The 15222-nt window shown below is 69.8% G+C and carries 16 protein-coding genes; 5 read left to right on the top strand and 11 right to left on the bottom strand.

From position 1 onward, the window contains the following. Positions 1–5 precede the first annotated feature (5 nt). The 3 genes from HHX41_RS23530 to HHX41_RS23520 are packed head-to-tail and all read left to right on the top strand — an operon-like array spanning position 6 to position 2318. Positions 6–650, top strand: a complete 645-nt coding sequence (locus HHX41_RS23530) for a DUF6758 family protein (RefSeq protein ID WP_169987193.1) — start codon at positions 6–8, stop codon at positions 648–650. A gap of 14 nt (positions 651–664) precedes the next feature. After that, a complete protein-coding gene (locus HHX41_RS23525) occupies positions 665–1375 on the top strand; it encodes an MBL fold metallo-hydrolase (protein ID WP_169987191.1) in 711 nt (236 codons plus the stop codon). Between the two features lie 4 nt (positions 1376–1379). Continuing rightward, positions 1380–2318 (top strand): PD-(D/E)XK nuclease family protein, encoded by a 939-nt coding sequence (locus HHX41_RS23520; protein WP_310742138.1) that lies wholly within the window; start codon positions 1380–1382, stop codon positions 2316–2318. Here HHX41_RS23520 and HHX41_RS23515 read toward each other — a convergent pair. The 3 genes from HHX41_RS23515 to HHX41_RS23505 form a co-directional block, all read right to left on the bottom strand. Beyond that, a complete protein-coding gene (locus tag HHX41_RS23515; RefSeq protein ID WP_182907743.1) occupies positions 2269–3180 on the bottom strand; it encodes an oxygenase MpaB family protein in 912 nt (303 codons plus the stop codon). The genes HHX41_RS23520 and HHX41_RS23515 overlap by 50 nt on opposite strands. A 10-nt stretch (positions 3181–3190) precedes the next feature. Then, complete coding sequence (locus tag HHX41_RS23510) at positions 3191–4075, bottom strand: alpha/beta fold hydrolase (protein ID WP_169987187.1); 885 nt, start codon at positions 4073–4075, stop codon at positions 3191–3193. 304 nt (positions 4076–4379) lie between these two features. Further along, positions 4380–6344: a DEAD/DEAH box helicase gene (locus HHX41_RS23505; protein ID WP_220504359.1), complete on the bottom strand. Its 1965-nt coding sequence runs from the start codon at positions 6342–6344 to the stop codon at positions 4380–4382. Positions 6345–6765: 421 nt separating this feature from the next. Between HHX41_RS23505 and HHX41_RS23500 the strand changes: the two genes are divergently transcribed. After that, complete coding sequence (locus HHX41_RS23500) at positions 6766–7425, top strand: ferritin-like fold-containing protein (RefSeq protein ID WP_169987183.1); 660 nt, start codon at positions 6766–6768, stop codon at positions 7423–7425. A 511-nt stretch (positions 7426–7936) separates the two neighbouring features. Here HHX41_RS23500 and HHX41_RS23495 read toward each other — a convergent pair. The 5 genes from HHX41_RS23495 to ligD (HHX41_RS23475) all read right to left on the bottom strand — a co-directional run bounded on the left by HHX41_RS23495 (position 7937) and on the right by ligD (HHX41_RS23475) (position 11030). Further along, positions 7937–8167, bottom strand: a complete 231-nt coding sequence (locus HHX41_RS23495) for a DUF3107 domain-containing protein (RefSeq protein ID WP_169987181.1) — start codon at positions 8165–8167, stop codon at positions 7937–7939. Between the two features lie 94 nt (positions 8168–8261). Further along, a complete protein-coding gene (locus HHX41_RS23490; RefSeq protein WP_169948767.1) occupies positions 8262–8882 on the bottom strand; it encodes a TetR/AcrR family transcriptional regulator in 621 nt (206 codons plus the stop codon). Between the two features lie 72 nt (positions 8883–8954). Beyond that, positions 8955–9155: a hypothetical protein gene (locus HHX41_RS23485; RefSeq protein WP_182907741.1), complete on the bottom strand. Its 201-nt coding sequence runs from the start codon at positions 9153–9155 to the stop codon at positions 8955–8957. Between the two features lie 67 nt (positions 9156–9222). Next, the gene (gene ligD / locus HHX41_RS23480) at positions 9223–10104 is read right to left on the bottom strand and encodes a non-homologous end-joining DNA ligase (protein WP_182907740.1); all 882 of its coding nucleotides are present in this window, start codon (positions 10102–10104) and stop codon (positions 9223–9225) included. Continuing rightward, a complete protein-coding gene (ligD, locus tag HHX41_RS23475; protein ID WP_259401239.1) occupies positions 10101–11030 on the bottom strand; it encodes a non-homologous end-joining DNA ligase in 930 nt (309 codons plus the stop codon). The genes ligD (HHX41_RS23480) and ligD (HHX41_RS23475) overlap by 4 nt, the downstream gene beginning before the upstream one ends. A gap of 104 nt (positions 11031–11134) precedes the next feature. On the opposite strand from ligD (HHX41_RS23475), the gene HHX41_RS23470 reads away from it, so the two are divergent. Next, positions 11135–12058 carry a Ku protein gene (locus HHX41_RS23470; RefSeq protein WP_169987173.1) on the top strand — a complete coding sequence of 308 codons (924 nt, stop codon included), beginning with the start codon at positions 11135–11137 and terminating at the stop codon, positions 12056–12058. 204 nt (positions 12059–12262) lie between these two features. Here HHX41_RS23470 and HHX41_RS23465 read toward each other — a convergent pair whose 3' ends face one another. From HHX41_RS23465 to HHX41_RS23455, 3 genes are all read right to left on the bottom strand, one after another. Then, on the bottom strand, positions 12263–12562 hold the full coding sequence (locus HHX41_RS23465) for a hypothetical protein (RefSeq protein WP_182907738.1): 300 nt from the start codon (positions 12560–12562) through the stop codon (positions 12263–12265). Positions 12563–13198: 636 nt separating this feature from the next. Continuing rightward, positions 13199–13756 (bottom strand): hypothetical protein, encoded by a 558-nt coding sequence (locus tag HHX41_RS23460; protein WP_182907737.1) that lies wholly within the window; start codon positions 13754–13756, stop codon positions 13199–13201. 651 nt (positions 13757–14407) lie between these two features. Then, positions 14408–14938: a hypothetical protein gene (locus HHX41_RS23455; protein WP_169987170.1), complete on the bottom strand. Its 531-nt coding sequence runs from the start codon at positions 14936–14938 to the stop codon at positions 14408–14410. Positions 14939–15222: the final 284 nt, after the last annotated feature.

Genomic DNA, 15222 nt, shown 5'->3' with positions numbered 1-15222 from the left:
TATTTGTGAGAACCGCGCCAACTTGTCCGCGGTGCTTCGGGCCGCTGCATGAACCGAATGTCTGGTCGAGTTCCTGGCGTTGCGACGCCCATGGGGACGTCCTGCCCTTCCAGCCGCCCCGGCGGCCCTCGCAGGCCGCGCTGGAGGCCCTCTGCGTAACGGCCAGGGTGCCCGTCTGGCTCCCGTGGCCGCTCCCCTCCGGATGGCTGGTGACGGGCTTCGCCGAGGTGGGTGACGAGCGCACCGGTGTCAGGGCCAGCGTCGTCGCCCTCGCCGGCCCGTCGGTCACGCACGGCCCCGCCGACATGCTGCTCATCGCGGAAGAGCCGGGCATCGGTCTCGGGGCCGCGTACGCCGGGCTGCCGGGCCCGGATCCGGGAGCGGGGTTCGACGCCGGGCCGCCGCACGCCAAGGTCGACGCACGTGGCCACCCCACGGCGCTGTGGTGCGCGGGGCGGGAGGTGCCGGGGGACCGGGCCGTCTACGTGGGCGAGGCTCTCGGCAACTGGCTGTGGACGGTCGCCTGGCCCGTCGAGGCCGGCTGCTTCATCGCGCTGGCCAACCTGTCGCTGCGCGATCTGCGGGACCAGGACCAGGCGCTCGACCTGCCCTTCGGTGCCTTCTCGCCGCGTCTGGACGGAGAGGGATAGTAAGGTTCTGAGCCGTGACAGCGCGCATCGAACGAGTGGTGACCTCGGGCCTGGTGGACTACGAGGGCGACGAGCACAAGGTCGAGAACAACACCTGGATCCTGGGTGACGACGACGAGGTGATCGTCATCGACCCGGCGCGGGACGCCGACAAGATCCTTGGGCAGGTCGGCGAGCGCGAGGTCCTCGCCGTCATCTGCACCCACGGCCTGCCCGACCACGTGGGCGCCGCGATCGAGGTGGCGGCCAGGGACGAGGCCGTGATCGCCGTGCACGCCAAGGACAAGCGCCTGTGGCGGCAGACCTGGGAGGAGACCTGGCCCGACATCGAGATGGAGGACGAGGGGCTGTTCTCCGTGGCCGACGTCGAGCTGGAAGTGCTCTCCACGCCGGGGGTCACGCCGGGCGGCGTCTCGCTCTACTGCGAGGGCCTCGGCGCGGTCTTCACCGGCAAGACCCTGCTGATGGACGGCCCCGGCAAGCTCGGCGGGGAGTACCCCGCGCTCGCCGACCAGCTCACCTCGATCGGCGAGCGGCTGTTCACGCTTCCGCACGAGACGAGGGTGCTGCCCGCGCACGGCGAGGAGGGCAGGATCGGCGACCTGGAGCCCGAGTTCGACCGCTGGCTGTCGGGGTCGCTGACCGGCGCCCAGGAGGCCGACCCGGAGCCGCCGCTCGTGGACGGCACCCGGGCGTCCGGCATCAAGCTGAACCTCGACGAGTAGGGCCGTGGAGCAGCTCGGCCTCGACGGCATGCCGAGGCGGCTCTACACCTGCACTCCGTCGCGCCTGAACACCTGGCTCGACTGCCGGCGTCGCTACCGCTTCACCTACCTCGACCGGCCCGCTCCGCAGAAGGGGCCCCCATGGGCGCACAACAGCGTGGGGGCCTCCGTCCACAACGCGCTGGCCGCCTGGTGGCGGGAGCCGTACGACCGGCGTACGCCGGTCATGGCGGCCGTGCTGCTCACCAACGGCTGGATCCGCGAGGGGTTCAGGGACGAGGAGCAGTCGGCCACGTGGCGTGACCGCGCCCGCGCGATGGTCTCCTCCTACGTCGCCACGCTCGATCCCGGCGACGAGCCGGTGGGCGTCGAGCGCACCGTCGCCACGCGCACGTCGGTGATCGCCGTCTCGGGCCGGGTGGACCGGCTCGACCGGCGCGGGGACGAACTGGTCGTGGTCGACTACAAGACCGGCCGCCGCCCGCCGACCTCGGACGACGCCCGTTCCTCGATCGCGCTCGCCGTCTACGCGATCGCCTCGTCCCGCATGATGCGCCGGGCCTGCCGCCGGGTGGAGTTACACCACCTGCCCAGTGGGACGGTCGCGGAGTGGGAGCACAGCGAGGAAACGCTCGCCCGCCACCTAAGCAGGGCCGAGGACATCGCGACGGAGGCGGCCGACGCCGACGACGCCTACCGCGCATGGGCCCCGAGGCGGGAGGACCGCGCCGGGGCGGTCGAGGTGCCGCCCGAGGTCGACCGGCTGTTCCCGCCCGAACCGGGCCCCATCTGCTCCTGGTGCGACTTCCGCCGCCACTGCCCCGAGGGGCGGGCCGCCTCCCCCGACAAGCTCCCCTGGGACGGCCTGCCGGAGACGCCCGGCTCGCCCGGCCTCAGCCCGTCGTACGGCGGGGACGGCGGCGAGGGTCGACCAGGGCTCTGAGGCCCTTGCCCACGTCGTATCCGGCGGCGCCCAGGCGCTCCCGCGAGGCCCGCAGCATGGCCCTGGTGCGCTCGTCCAGCACCTGCTGGTGGACGAAGTCGGGGATCGTGTTCATGGTCAGCCGGAAGGCCCGCAACGCCGCCGTGACCGTGATCTGCGGCACCTCGGGCAGCACGCCGTACATCCTGCGGGCCCAGTCGGGCAGCGTGTAGTAGCACAGCGCCCCGAACGGGAAGTAGACCGGCTTGGCCGGGGACAGGAAGCGCATGTCGCCCGGCAGGCGCGGCCAGAGCAGGAACCGCACGGCGGCGGCCGACTCGGGGATGACCCGCAGGACCGGCCGCATCCGCGCGAAATACTCGTCCATCTCACTGACCGAACCGGGCACGTCCTCGGCGTGGAGCCCGACGTATGCGGCGCTGTCGCGCTGCTCGGCGAGGTACTGGTCGGCCTGCCGGTCGGTGATCCGGGCGCCCGCGCGGCGGACGACCTCCAGGTAGGACATGACCTCCGCGCAGTGGACCCACAGCAGCAGTTCGGGATCGTCCACGCGGTGGGTCCGGCCCGTGTCGGGATCGCGGATGCGCAACGCCCGGTGGATCGCGCGCACCCGCCTGCCGATCTCCTCGGCCTCCTCGGGGCTGCCGTACGTCACCCGGCCCACGAAGTCCGCCGTACGGCGCAGCCTCCCGAAGGGGTCCTCCCGGAAGTTGGAGTTCTGCCACACGCCCCGCATCGCCAGCGGATGCAGGGCCTGCAGCATCAGGCCGCGCACGCCGGCCACCCACATGGTCCGGTCGACGTGGACCAGCCAGGTCGCGGACTCCGGAGGCTGGGCGGTCAGGCCGCTGGCGCCGGGCATGACGACGGGCTCATCCGTGCTGGTGCTGGAGCAGCCGGCTCTCCGCGGCGTTCCAGAAGCGGGTCAGGGCCGCCGCGGTGGTCTCGGGGGCCTCGACGGCCGGCGAGTGGAGCGCCCCCGGCACCACGACGCACTCCGCGTCGAGCCTGCGGGCCATCTCGGCCTGCAGCAGCGGCGGCCAGCCGTCGTCGTGCTCGCCGTACAGGACCAGGAGGTCGAGCCCGCACTGGGTCAGCTCCTCGCAGCGGTCCGGGGCGCCCAGGACCTCCTCCGCCATCGCCAGGAGGGCGGTGGGGTGATTGCTGAGCAGCCGCTTGCGCAGGAACGCGACGATGTCGTCGGGGACGCCCGCCGCCAGCGCCTCGGGCTCCAGCCTGTTCGACCACATGTAGTCCAGGCCGTACTCCGGGAGCTCGGCCAGCAGGACCCGGCCCATCCGCTCCCGGGGCCCGACGATGCCCGCCGGCCCCGAGCTCATGAGCGTGAGCGAGGCGAGCCTGGCACCGCCGTTCAGCGCCGCGTCCCGGGCGACGAGCCCGCCGAAGGAGTGTCCCAGCAGGTGGACGGGCTCACCCTGGCCGACGGCCGCGGCGATCGCGTCGATGTCCGCGCCGAGAGCCGCGCACGTGTAGGCCGCCGGGTCGTCCGGGCCCGGCGTCTCGTACTGCCCGCGCATGTCGACCGCGATCACCCGGCGGCCGGCCTGCGCGAGCGTCTGCAGCACGGCGATGAAGTCCTCCTTCGACCCCGTCAAACCGGGGACGAGAAGGGCGGGCCAGCGCTCCGGGACCCCACTCACCGGAAGCGCTTCGAGGGCGGCGAACGAGCCCAGCGGCGTCTCGATCTGCTCACTGCTGACACCCGGCGGAAGGGTCAGGAACCGTGGCGTGCTCACGAGGCCTCCTCCACCTCACCCCGGATCCCGGGAACCGATGGGCCGGACCGGCCCCACGTCCTGGACCGTCTGCTGAAGGCTCGCTCACTCACGTGGCATCACGATACCCAGGAAAGATCCCGACGACACTGCCGAAGCGACTACGCGGGTTTCGGATGGTCATTGCGCATGCCTCCTGTCCAGGTCATACCCACTGCGGGCGAACTGGCCCCCGACGCGACGGGGGCAGGGCGAGCGCCGGCCGTCCGGCGCTCTCCCTGCCCCTGCTGTCGTGCTCACCGACGAGCGGGCCTGTGCCGGCCCCTCACCCCGTACGGCGGGGCCGCGGCCGGGGCGGGCGGCGCCGCTGCTGGGCGCGCTCGCTCGCGGCGGACGGCGCGGGGTCGTCGTCGTCGGTCGCGATGTCGGGAGACCTGAACACGATCGAGAACGGGCTGGCCGGGATGATCCGCTCCGGCTCCGGCCGCTGCGCCGGCCGCTCGGCGGGCTCCTCGGCGGCGACCTCGTTCACGGGCGCCTCCACTGCCGGCTCCTCGATCGGGAGTGTCTGCTGGGCGTCGGCGGCGCGGGTCCTGCGGCGGCGCGCCGGGCGCTCCTCCGCCGGTTCCTCCGCCGGCTCCTCGGCCACGGGCACCTGGTCGCGGGCGTCGGCGTCGGCGGCGATGTCGCTGGTGGCGTCAGCGGCGTCGGTGGCGGCGCGGGTCCTGCGGCGGGTGGTCCTGCGCGTGGCCGCCGCCTTCGGCTCGTGCCCGTCGCCGGAGGGCGCGGCCTCCCCGTTCACCGGGGACTCGGCCTGTTCCTCCGAGCCGTCCTCACGGGACCCCACGGCCGCGACGTCGGCCAGCGCCCCGGTCACGGCCGCGGTGTTCGCGCCCCTGCGCCCGCGGCGCCCCGGCGCGGCCTCGGCGGGAGCCTCCGGGGTGGTCTCCAGAGGCGGCTCCACGGGAGCCTCCACCGGAGCCGCCGCCTCGGTCTCCCCCGAGAAGGTCGTGTCGGAGTCCTGGGAACGGCCAGCCCGGGTGCGCCGCCGCTCGCGGGTGCGGGCGGGGCGCTCACGACGCTCTTCCCGGTCTCCGCGGCCGGACTTGCCGCGGGACCGGGTGCGGCCCGTCTCTCCGAGGTCCTCGATCTCCTCCGCCTCCAGGCCCGCCCGGGACCGCTGGGCGCGCGGCAGCACGCCCTTGGTCCCCTCGGGGATGTCGAGGTCGGTGTACAGGTGCGGGGAGCTCGAATAGGTCTCGACGGGATCGATGAAGTCCAGCGAGAGGGCGTTGTTGATGACCTTCCAGCGGGTCAGCTCGGTCCACTCGACGAAGGTCACCGCGACGCCGGTGCGGCCCGCCCGGCCCGTACGGCCGATCCGGTGGACGTAGGTCTTCTCGTCCTGCGGGCAGTCGTAGTTGACGACGTGGGTGACGTCGTCGATGTCGATGCCGCGCGCCGCGACGTCGGTCGCCACCAGCACGTTGATCTTGCCGTTGCGGAAGGCCCGCAACGCCTGCTCGCGCTGGCCCTGGCCGAGGTCGCCGTGGACGGCCGCCACCGCGAAGCCCTTGTCCTTGAGCTGCTCGGCGACCATGTCGCAGGCCCGCTTGGTCTCGCAGAACACCATCGTGAGCCCGGCGCCCCTGCTCTGCATCAGGCGGGCCAGAATCTCGATCTTGTCCATGCGGTGTGTGCGGTACACGTGCTGCGTGGTCAGCGTGGTCGTCTCGGCCTCGGCCGTGCCGCTCTCCGCCCGGACCCGGGTGGGCCGGGTGAGGTAGCGGCGGGACAGGTTGACGATCTCGCCGGGCATGGTCGCGGAGAACAGCATGGTCTGCCGACTCTCCGGCACCAGCTTGATGATCCGCTCGATGTCCGGCAGGAAGCCGAGGTCGAGCATGCGGTCGGCCTCGTCCAGCACGAGCATGGTGATCTGGCCGAGGTCGAGGTGCTTCTGCTTGACCAGGTCGAGCAGCCGCCCCGGCGTGCCGACGATCACGTCGACGCCGTTCTTGAGCGCCTCGATCTGCGGCTCGTACGCGCGCCCGCCGTACACGGTGAGGATGCGCGACCCCAGCTTGCCGGCGGCGAGGACCAGGTCCTCGGTCACCTGGAGGGCCAGCTCGCGGGTCGGGACGAGGACGAGACCGCGCGGCTTCTTGCGGTTCTTCCTCGGCTTGCCGACGAGCTGCAGCATGGCGACGCCGAAGGCATAGGTCTTGCCGGTGCCGGTGCGCGCCTGTCCGATGACGTCCTGGCCGGCCAGCGCCAGCGGGAGCGCCATCTCCTGAATCGGGAATGGTGAAGTGATGCCCTCGGTCTCGAGCGCATCGGCGATCTCCGGGATGACTCCCAGGTCTCGGAACGTCGTTGTCAGCGTGGCCTGCCTCAATCAGTGCGAAGGGGCGGCCTACCGGGACATCCGGCCGGCAGATCTTTCCCGGTCCGGGTCCTCGCGGACAGTCGCGCCCTCGTCGTGATCAGCGACCGCTGCATTCAGTGGTTCCTGGGGGTCCGGGGAGATGACCCCGGATCGACACAGTGAGCGGCACAGTGCGGTCGCACTTCCACGAAGCAGTCTACTCGATACCACAACACGGAACCGATTTCTGCGTCTTCTCGCTAAAAGCTCTTGCTGTGTCGCCGGGGGGCCGGGGGCCGGGCGCCGCTCCGATCGAGGAGCCGGGGAGCCGTACGCTGCACCCATGAGTGATTCCTCTCCCGGGACTGTGGACCTGCTCGGTGTCCTCGCGTACGCCGAGCTCACCGCCTTCCTCCGGCTGGCCGAGGACGCCGCACTGCTGGCTCCGACGCTGAACGACAGGGCCGCCCTCGGGGACGTGGCCGCGACGGAGTACGGGCACTTCCGGGTGCTGCGTGACCGGCTGGCCTCGCTCGGCGTCGACGCGGAGGAGGCGATGGCTCCCTTCGTGGAGGCGATCGACGCCTGGCACGCCCAGACCAGGCCGAAGGACTGGTACGAGGCGCTGATCAAGGCGTACGTCGGTGTGGGGATCGCGGGGGACTTCTACCGTGAGGCGGCACGCCACACCGATCCCTCGATCAGCGCCCTGGTGGACGAGGTGCTGACCGACGAGAGCCGTGGGGAGTTCGCGGTGGAGCGGGTGCGCGCCGCGCTGGACGCCGATCCGCGGCTGTGCGGCCGCCTGGCGCTGTGGGCGCGCCGCATGGTCGGTGAGGCGCTGAGCCAGGGGCAGCGGCTCGCCGCGGCCCGGCCGCAGCTCGCCGCCCTGCTGGTGGGCGAGAACGGTGAGGACCTGGCCGAGGTCGGGCGGATGTTCGCCCGGCTGACCGAGGAGCACGGCAAGCGGATGGCGGCCCTCGGCCTCACGCCGGGTCCGTAGTCTTCACGGGTTCCGCGGTTGTCGCGGGCACCGGTGCTGTACGCCGGCCGGTCCGCTGACCTGGCGAGACTCCTGGGGCGGCGGGGACCGGGAGGTACGGCAGGCGGCCCCGCGCGGCGGCCGGTCCGGCGTTCATGGGTCGCGCACGTGCCAAACGGATGTACGGTGCGAGCATGAGGGCCTCGCGCCGCTACGGCAGTTCCTTGACGAGATGTGGGCCGAACACCTGGACTCCGCGTGCGGTGTTGCGGAGAGGAAGCGCGGGCTGTCCGACGATCAGCGGGAGGCGGGATCCCCATCACGCGGATCTGACCCGCCGTCCCCGCGGATGCGGTTACAGACGCAGCTGAGCCCGCGGCGATTCCCGGGCGGCCGATCGATGGAGCCCGCATCGCGGACCTCACGGTCAGCCGCCGGGACGGCGCGCGTGGTGGGCGCGCGCCGCCGGCGGGCCGGTGAAGGCCGCGGAGGGCGGTCTCGGTGGACCGTCTCGGTGGGTTGCCGCGGTGGGCTAGAGAGTCCCGCCGAAGCCGACGGGGCGCGTCTCGTCCTCGCCGATCTCGACGAACCCGAGCGAGGCCACGGGGACGACCACTCGCCGGCCCTTGGTGTCGGTGAGCGAGAAGACACCCTTCTCCGAGGCGAGCGCGTTGCGGAGTTCCTCCTCGATCTCCTCGGCCGACAGGTCGGTCTCCACGATGAGCTCACGGTGCACCGACTGCACACCGATCTTTATTTCCATCGGGCTCCCCTTTCGCGAGGGCTGGTTCTCACCCATCGTCGTCCTCCTGGGGAGCGGTGCGCCCTGTGATCGCGTCAAGCGAACAGGATTCCGGTCAGCCGGTGCGCGGGAAACCGCTGATGCCACGCCATGCCAGGCGCGCCATCAGCTGGGTCGCCGCCTCCTTGGGGATCGAGCCGTGGCTGCTCAGCCAGTAGCGCGCGCTGACCTCGGCCATGCCCACCAGGCCGACGCCGAGCAGGTGCGCCTCGTCGCTGGAGCAGCCGGTGTCCTCCTGGATGACCTGGCTGATCGCCTCGGCGCTCTCGTGCAGCGAACGCTCCATCCGCTGCCGTACGGGCGCGACGTTGCGCAGGTCGGATTCGAAGACGAGCCGGAACGCCTCGCCCTGGCTGGAGACGAAGTCGAAGAAGGCGCCGATGGCGGCCTGCACCCGCTGCTTGTTGTCACTGGTGGACTCGAGTGCCTGCCGGATCCGGGTCACCATGTCGTCGACATGCAGGTCCAGCAGCGCCAGATACAGCTCCAGCTTGCCCGGGAAGTGCTGGTAGAGCACCGGCTTGCTCACACCGGCCCGCTCGGCGATCTCGTCCATCGCCGCCGCGTGGTAGCCGTTCTCCACGAACACTTCCTGTGCCGCGCTCAGCAACTGGCGGCGGCGGGCCATCCGGGGTAGCCGGGTGCCCCGGGGCTTGGCGTCCGGGGTAGCGGTCACGGCAGTCTCCTTGGCAGATGCGCATCGGGGGCTCCCGCCCCGGGGCCTCATCCTACGCGTGGGTAACTCGGGTCAACGATAGTCGTCGTCGTCGATGTCGACCGTGCGCTCCTGCTCGGCCACGTCGGCCGGGTCGGCGTCGAACGGAACGCGCTCGGGCCAGCGCCGGTCGTCGGGGACCTTGACGAGCTGGTGCTGCTCGACCGCGTCGGCCTCCGGCGCCTCGATCGAGATCTCCTCGGCCGTCTCGTCGAGGGGGTCCATCTCGGGCATCTGCGTGTCCTTCCGTTCGAAGGTCGGCTGCGACAGGTCCAACACTACGGCCAGGGCGGCGGCCGGGCTAAGCGGTGAGGGGTACGAACAGGTCACCGTGTTCCGCCACCCGCTCCAGCACGTCAGGAGCGGTGAACACCAACTGGTCGGGGCTGTCGCACGCCTCGACCTCCTCCCACAGCAGGGGAGCGGACACGGTCGGCCGCCGGGCGGCGCGCAGCGAATAGGGCGCGACGGTCGTCTTGGCCGGGTTGTTCTGGCTCCAGTCGATGAAGACCTTGCCCGGCCGCTCCTTCTTCGCCATCACGCTGGTGACGAACGAGTGCTCCGCCTGCATCCGCCGGGCGAGCGCCTTGGCGTAGTCGGACGTGCCCGGTCCCCGGTCCCAGGGGACGTAGAGCTGCATGCCCTTCTGCCCGCTGGTCTTGGGAAAGCAGTCCAGGCCGTCGTCCGCCAGGGCCTGCCGCAGCAGGACGGCGACGCGGCAGCAGTCCACGATGGTGGCCGGGGCGCCCGGGTCGAGGTCGAAGACGAGGGTGTCGGGCGGCTGCGGCTCGCCGTCCTTGGCCACCCGCCACATCGGCACGTGGATCTCCAGAGCGGCCAGGTTGGCGTAGTAGACCAGGGTCGGCAGGTCCTCCACGACCGCGAAGTCGATCTCCTCGCGGTTCTTGGTGCTCCCCGGCGCGGGCAGGGTCACCGTACGGACCCAGTCGGGCGTGTGCTCCGGGGCGTTCTTCTCGAAGAAGAACTGGCCCTCGACGCCGTTCGGGTAACGCTTGACCGTGAGCGGGCGCCCCTTCAGGTGCGGCAGCAGGACCGGCGCGATCCGGGTGTAGTAGTCGATCACTTCGGCCTTGGTGAACGTGGTGTCGGGATAGAGGACCTTGTCCAGATTGGTCAGAACCAGCAGGCGGCCCTCGACCTTCACCCGCACCTTCTCGGTCATCCCTGCTCCTCCCGCCGCACGTCCGCGGGGACCTTGTCGGCGCGCACGCCCCGCCACACGGGGTTGCGCAGTCGCCCGTCGCGCGTCCACATGGTGAACGCCACCTCGCCGACCACTTCGGGCCGGACCCATCGGGCGTTCCTGGAGATCTCCCTCGGCAGCCCGTCCGAGAAGGGGCACTGCCCGATCTCGAGCGGCTCAATCAGCCGGAGCAGGTCGCCGAGCATCGCGTCGGTGAACCCGGTGCCCACGTGGCCGGCGAAGAGGAACTCGGCAGGGGAGGTCCCGGCGTACACGCCGAGCAGGAGTGAGCCGACGCCGCCCGTGCGGCGGCCCCTGCCGGGCCGCCAGCCGCCGACGACCACGTCGGCGGTGCGCAGGTTCTTGACCTTGATCCACCAGTCCGCCCTGCGTCCCGGCCGGTACGGCGAGTCGAGACGCTTGGCGACCACGCCCTCCAGCCCCTGCCGCCTGGTGGCCTCCAGCACGGCCGGTTCACAGGGGAAGCACGGCGGCGCGCCCAGGCCGAGCGAGTCGAGCAGCGCCCGCCGGTCCCGGTAGGGCAGGTCGAGCAGCGTGTGCCCGTCGAGATGGAGCAGGTCGAAGGGCAGGTAGGAGACCGGCAGCCGGCCGAGCAGGTGGGCCCCGGCGGGATCGGTGATGTGCATGCGCTTCTGCAGCCTGGCGAAGCTGGGCCGGCCCTCGGGGTCGAAGGCCACCACCTCGCCGTCGACGACCGCCCTGCGGCCGGCCAGCGGCGCCATGGCGGCCGAGATCTCGGGATACCGGGAGGTGAAGTCGGCGCCGTGCCGCCCGGTCACCCGCACGCCGCCGTCGACGTACGCGAGCGCGCGGATGCCGTCCCACTTCACCTCCAGCGCGTACGCCTCGGGGTCGAGGGGGATTTCTCCTGGAATGGCAAGCATCGGCTCGATCGGATACGGCACCGCCATAGTGGGTACCTGCCCATCAGGTAACTCCCTTGAATCCCACCATAGCGTTGTTCGAACACAGAGACGAGAATGTGGCTATGCGCAGCATCTGGAAAGGCGCGATCTCGTTCGGTCTGGTCACCATCCCGGTGAAGCTGTACTCGGCGACCGAACAGAAGGACGTCGCGTTCCACCAGGTGCACCGGGAGGACGGCGGGCGGATCAAGTACAAGCGGATCTGCTCGGTCGACGGGGAAGAGGTGCCGTACTCCGACATCGCCAAGGGGTACGAGCTCGCGACCGGCGAGATGGTCGTGCTGACCGACGAGGACTTCTCCGACCTGCCGTTGACCACCTCCCGCAGGATCGACGTGCTGCAGTTCACCCCCGCGGAGCAGATCGACCCCATCTACTTCGCGAAGTCCTACTACCTGGAGCCGGACGGGCAGGGCGCCAAGCCGTACGTGCTGCTGCGGGACGCGCTGGAGCGATCGGGACAGGTGGCGGTCGTGAAGATCGCCCTGCGGCAGCGCGAGTCGCTGGCCGCCCTCCGCGTGCGTGACGGCGTCTTCGTGCTGGAGACCATGCTCTGGCCCGACGAGATCCGCGAGGCCGACTTCGGGTTCTTGGAGGAGGACGTCGACGTACGTCCCCAGGAGCTGAAGATGGCCGAGTCCCTGATCGAGACCATGGTCGCGGACTTCGATCCCACCGAGTACAAGGACGCCTATCGGGAGGCGCTGCAGGAGGTCATCGAGGCCAAGGTGGCCGGCAAGGAGCTCGTCGCCCCCGAGGCCCCCGCGGAGGCCGGCCCCGCCGTCGACCTCATGGCCGCGCTGCGGGCCAGCGTCGAGGCGGCCAAACGGGAGCGTCAGGGCGCCACGGAGGCCAAGGCGCCCGGCAGGGCCGCCAAGGCCAAGGCCGCAGCCTCCTCCGGGACCGGCGCCAGGAAGGCCGCGTCGGACGGCGCGGACGAGGAGGAGAAGGCGCCCAAGAAGCGGAAGACCCGCCGGTCCGCCTGAACCGGCTGTTCGGAGGAGCCCCGGCGGGCTGATCCGCCGGGGCTTTTTTCACGGTACGGAAGTGGGCGATCCGTACAGGGCCGCGAGCTCTCGGCCGCCCGTTCACCGCCGCCCGATCGCCACGAAGGTGGCGGAGGCGTGATCAGGGCGAGCCCGGACACCGCGGCTTCGCGCTGACGGCCCTGTACGCGTGGGTGTCACCCGTCAGTCGTCGTCGTCGCCGTCGATCTCGATGACGGCGTCACCGGATGCGAAGGCCACGTTCTTCCGGTGGACCTTCTTCTCCTTCTTGAGCTTGAAGACGCGGAAGTCGTTGCGGTTGACGGCCGCGTTACTGCAGCCACGACCGCGACGTCCGTAGTGGTCACCGTGGCCCCAGTTGCTGGTGATGGTCGGGGTGCCAGGGGCGGCTGCGTGAGCGGCGGTGGCGCTCAGGGCGAGCGCGCCGCCGGCCATTACCGTGCTGACCGCCAGACCGGTGATGACGTTCCGGAATTTGGGCATTGAGGTCCTCCTCGAAGGATGGAGTGCCCGAGTACGACATTTCCAGGGTCTGTCGGAAATGTCCGAGCGATGTCCCGTATGTCCGACTATCGCCCGTGGCGTCTTAATTGCCGATGTGGCCTGCCGGCAAACTCGGCCGGAGGGGATTTGGGCCGGCGTTGTGCTGCGATGTCTCACGTTAGGCGACCGCTGACCTGATCGACGTTCATGCCTGACGCGTTCCGGCGGGATGCGGGGTACGGCGGACTCCTGGTCCGCGGCGCGGTGTTCCCAATCCCCGGTTCTCGTGCGCTTCGTCCCTGTCGCGCCACTGTCCGGGGGAGGGTGGCGGCGGGGTGCGGGACGGCGCGAGCCGCTTCACCCGCCTGGTGAGGTGGTGGCGGGGCGGGACCGGGCGCGCAAAGGTCAGGGCTCCGGCGAGGATCTCGCCGGAGCCCTTGTCTCATGCCATCCGGTGGAAGGCGTGTCCAGGCTTGCCGTCGCTCGGTGCGCGGATGCGCTGGACACTCCTGGCTGCACTCACCGGCGCCGTCGTCCCCGGTCGCTGGTGGAGAGGCCCGCGTGGACGGTCCCGCCCAACGGTTTCCTCACCCGGCCGGACGGCGCGGTTTCGCGCGAGGCGTCACACCTCGCGGATCAGACGTTGTTCCTGTTGGCGTTGTTGCCGTTGTTGTTGTGCTCGCGGTCGTTGCGGTTCCACCAGTCGTTGTTGTTGTTGTCCCACCAGTTCTGGTCGGCCCACCAGTTGTTGTTGAGCCAGTTGAACGCCCGGTCGTCCTTCTCCTGGAAGCCGAAGGCGACGTCCTTGGCGACGAGGCCGAAGGCGTCGTGCCCAGCCCTGTCGTCCTTGTAGAGGTTCTGGCCCCACCAGTTGTTGGTGTCCCACATGTTGTTCTGGTTGCGGTCGTTGATGTTGTGGTTGCGGTCGTTGCGCTCCCGATTGTTGTTGTTGTTGTTCGGGAAGAAGGTTTGCGGGAAGAAGTCGTTCCCCTTCTTGTTGTCCTGGGCGATGCCGCCCGTGCTGTCGTCGACGCCGTTGGCCGCGCCGTCCTTGACGATGGGGCGGTCCTCGTTCTTCTTGAAGAAGAAGGGGTTGTCGTCGGCGCTGGCGGCCGTGGCGCCCATGGCGACGGCCCCGCCGACGACCGCGGTGCTCAGCGCGAGCCCTGCGAAGATCTTCTTGAGGTTGGGCATTATGGTTCCTCCCTGACAGGATTCAATTTCGAATTGCCCTGCGTCTGTCGGCATTTCCCGTCCTCCTGCTGTGGACCGGAATTCCTTCGTGGCTCTTATTGAGCCTTGCTTCCGACGCTAGTGGTGATTTCCTGCCGGGCGGCCCGACAAACTGACGCCTGCTGCTTTTAGTTAATGATTAGCTGCGTATAGGCTTGATTCGATGGATAATGCGCCTTATGTAGTGATAGGTACGATTTGCCCGTCTGGTGCGGCCGCCTTCTGATGCTCGGAGAGCGACGGTGCAGGCCCACCCGCGTCGCGATGAGGTGGGGCGGGCCGGGGAGGTCCGGGAGCGGCTGCGATCGCGGGCGGGGAAAGGCGTGGAGGGATGCCTGTGGTGGCGATGACCGTGGGTCAGGGAAAAGAGCAGGGCTCCGGCGGAACCTTCCCGCCGGAGCCCTTGGTTGTCGCTGTAGGAGGATTGACGGCCGTTCCCGTTCAGGCTGCCGTCGCTCGGTGAGCGAGCGGCCGGCCGGTCGAGGAACGTGTCTCTGCATCCAACGGCGCCAGTCCGTGTGCCGGGGATGGAGACCTCGTGAAAGGTTCTCCGGATCCGTCACCTTGGAGGAATGGCGCGATCGTCTCGCAGGAGCCGCTGAGCCTGCCTTCTCAGTTCACGCGGTCGTTGTTGTTGTGGTTCCACCAGTTGTTGTCGTTGTTGTTCCACCAGTTGTTGTTGTTCCACCAGGCGTTGTTGAACCAGGTGTTGTCCTTGTTCGTCTTGTCCTGGAAGCCGATCGCGACGTCCTTGGCGACGAGGCCGAAGCCGGAGAAGTCGTCCCGCTTGTCGGAGAACGCCCCCTGGTTCCAGAAGCTCTGGTTGTTCCACCAGTTGTTGTTGTTGTTCTGGTTGAGGTTCTGGTTGCGGTCGTTGCGATCGAAGTTGTTGTTGTTGTTCGGGTTGAAGAAGACAGGGAAGACGTTCTCCCGATCACCGCGCTCGCCGATGCCCCGGTTGCCCTGGGCGATGCCGCCCGTGCTGTCGTCGACGCCGTTGGCCAGGCCGTCTCGGACGATGGGACGGTCGACGTCGCTGGTCCCGGTCGCGGCGCCGGCGGCACCGGCGCCCAGGGCGAGCGCCCCGCCGACGGCGGCGGTGCTGAGCGCGATACCAGCGATGACCTTGTGGAGCTTGGACATGCGTGTCCCCCTTGACAGGATTCAGTATCCCTGAATTTGTTTAGGGCATTTCTCGTTATTGTGAGGAATGCCCTTCGGGCCCCCAATTGAGCCCTAACTTCCTGTGCTGTCATGATTTCCAGCGCGCTGGCCCTACAAACGAGCATCTAAGCCTTTTGATCACTAGTTAGAGTCTTATGAACTGACTTAGAGGTATTAGAAGAGAAATGTCTCAATTGACCGATTTGCCGAGTAAGTTGCTCACGCATCGAAGCTCGGCAGGGAGCGGGATGCGGAGGCGGCGG

The organism is Microbispora sp. H13382 (assembly GCF_014161445.1).
GTDB lineage: Bacteria > Actinomycetota > Actinomycetes > Streptosporangiales > Streptosporangiaceae > Microbispora.
Note: the sequence above shows the minus strand (reverse complement) of the source record. Positions and strands in the feature narration are given on the sequence as shown.

What these genes read in the sequence shown, in the direction of transcription:
- HHX41_RS23515 (WP_182907743.1), bottom strand. Translation starts at nt 3,180, where the DNA reads ATGCCCGGCGCCAGCGGCCTGACCGCCCAGCCTCCGGAGTCCGCGACC.
- HHX41_RS23505 (WP_220504359.1), bottom strand. Translation starts at nt 6,344, where the DNA reads ATGGCGCTCCCGCTGGCGCTGGCCGGCCAGGACGTCATCGGACAGGCG.
- HHX41_RS23500 (WP_169987183.1), top strand. Translation starts at nt 6,766, where the DNA reads ATGAGTGATTCCTCTCCCGGGACTGTGGACCTGCTCGGTGTCCTCGCG.
- HHX41_RS23495 (WP_169987181.1), bottom strand. Translation starts at nt 8,167, where the DNA reads ATGGAAATAAAGATCGGTGTGCAGTCGGTGCACCGTGAGCTCATCGTG.
- HHX41_RS23485 (WP_182907741.1), bottom strand. Translation starts at nt 9,155, where the DNA reads ATGCCCGAGATGGACCCCCTCGACGAGACGGCCGAGGAGATCTCGATC.
- ligD (WP_182907740.1), bottom strand. Translation starts at nt 10,104, where the DNA reads ATGACCGAGAAGGTGCGGGTGAAGGTCGAGGGCCGCCTGCTGGTTCTG.
- ligD (WP_259401239.1), bottom strand. Translation starts at nt 11,030, where the DNA reads ATGCTTGCCATTCCAGGAGAAATCCCCCTCGACCCCGAGGCGTACGCG.
- HHX41_RS23470 (WP_169987173.1), top strand. Translation starts at nt 11,135, where the DNA reads ATGCGCAGCATCTGGAAAGGCGCGATCTCGTTCGGTCTGGTCACCATC.
- HHX41_RS23465 (WP_182907738.1), bottom strand. Translation starts at nt 12,562, where the DNA reads ATGCCCAAATTCCGGAACGTCATCACCGGTCTGGCGGTCAGCACGGTA.
- HHX41_RS23460 (WP_182907737.1), bottom strand. Translation starts at nt 13,756, where the DNA reads ATGCCCAACCTCAAGAAGATCTTCGCAGGGCTCGCGCTGAGCACCGCG.
- HHX41_RS23455 (WP_169987170.1), bottom strand. Translation starts at nt 14,938, where the DNA reads ATGTCCAAGCTCCACAAGGTCATCGCTGGTATCGCGCTCAGCACCGCC.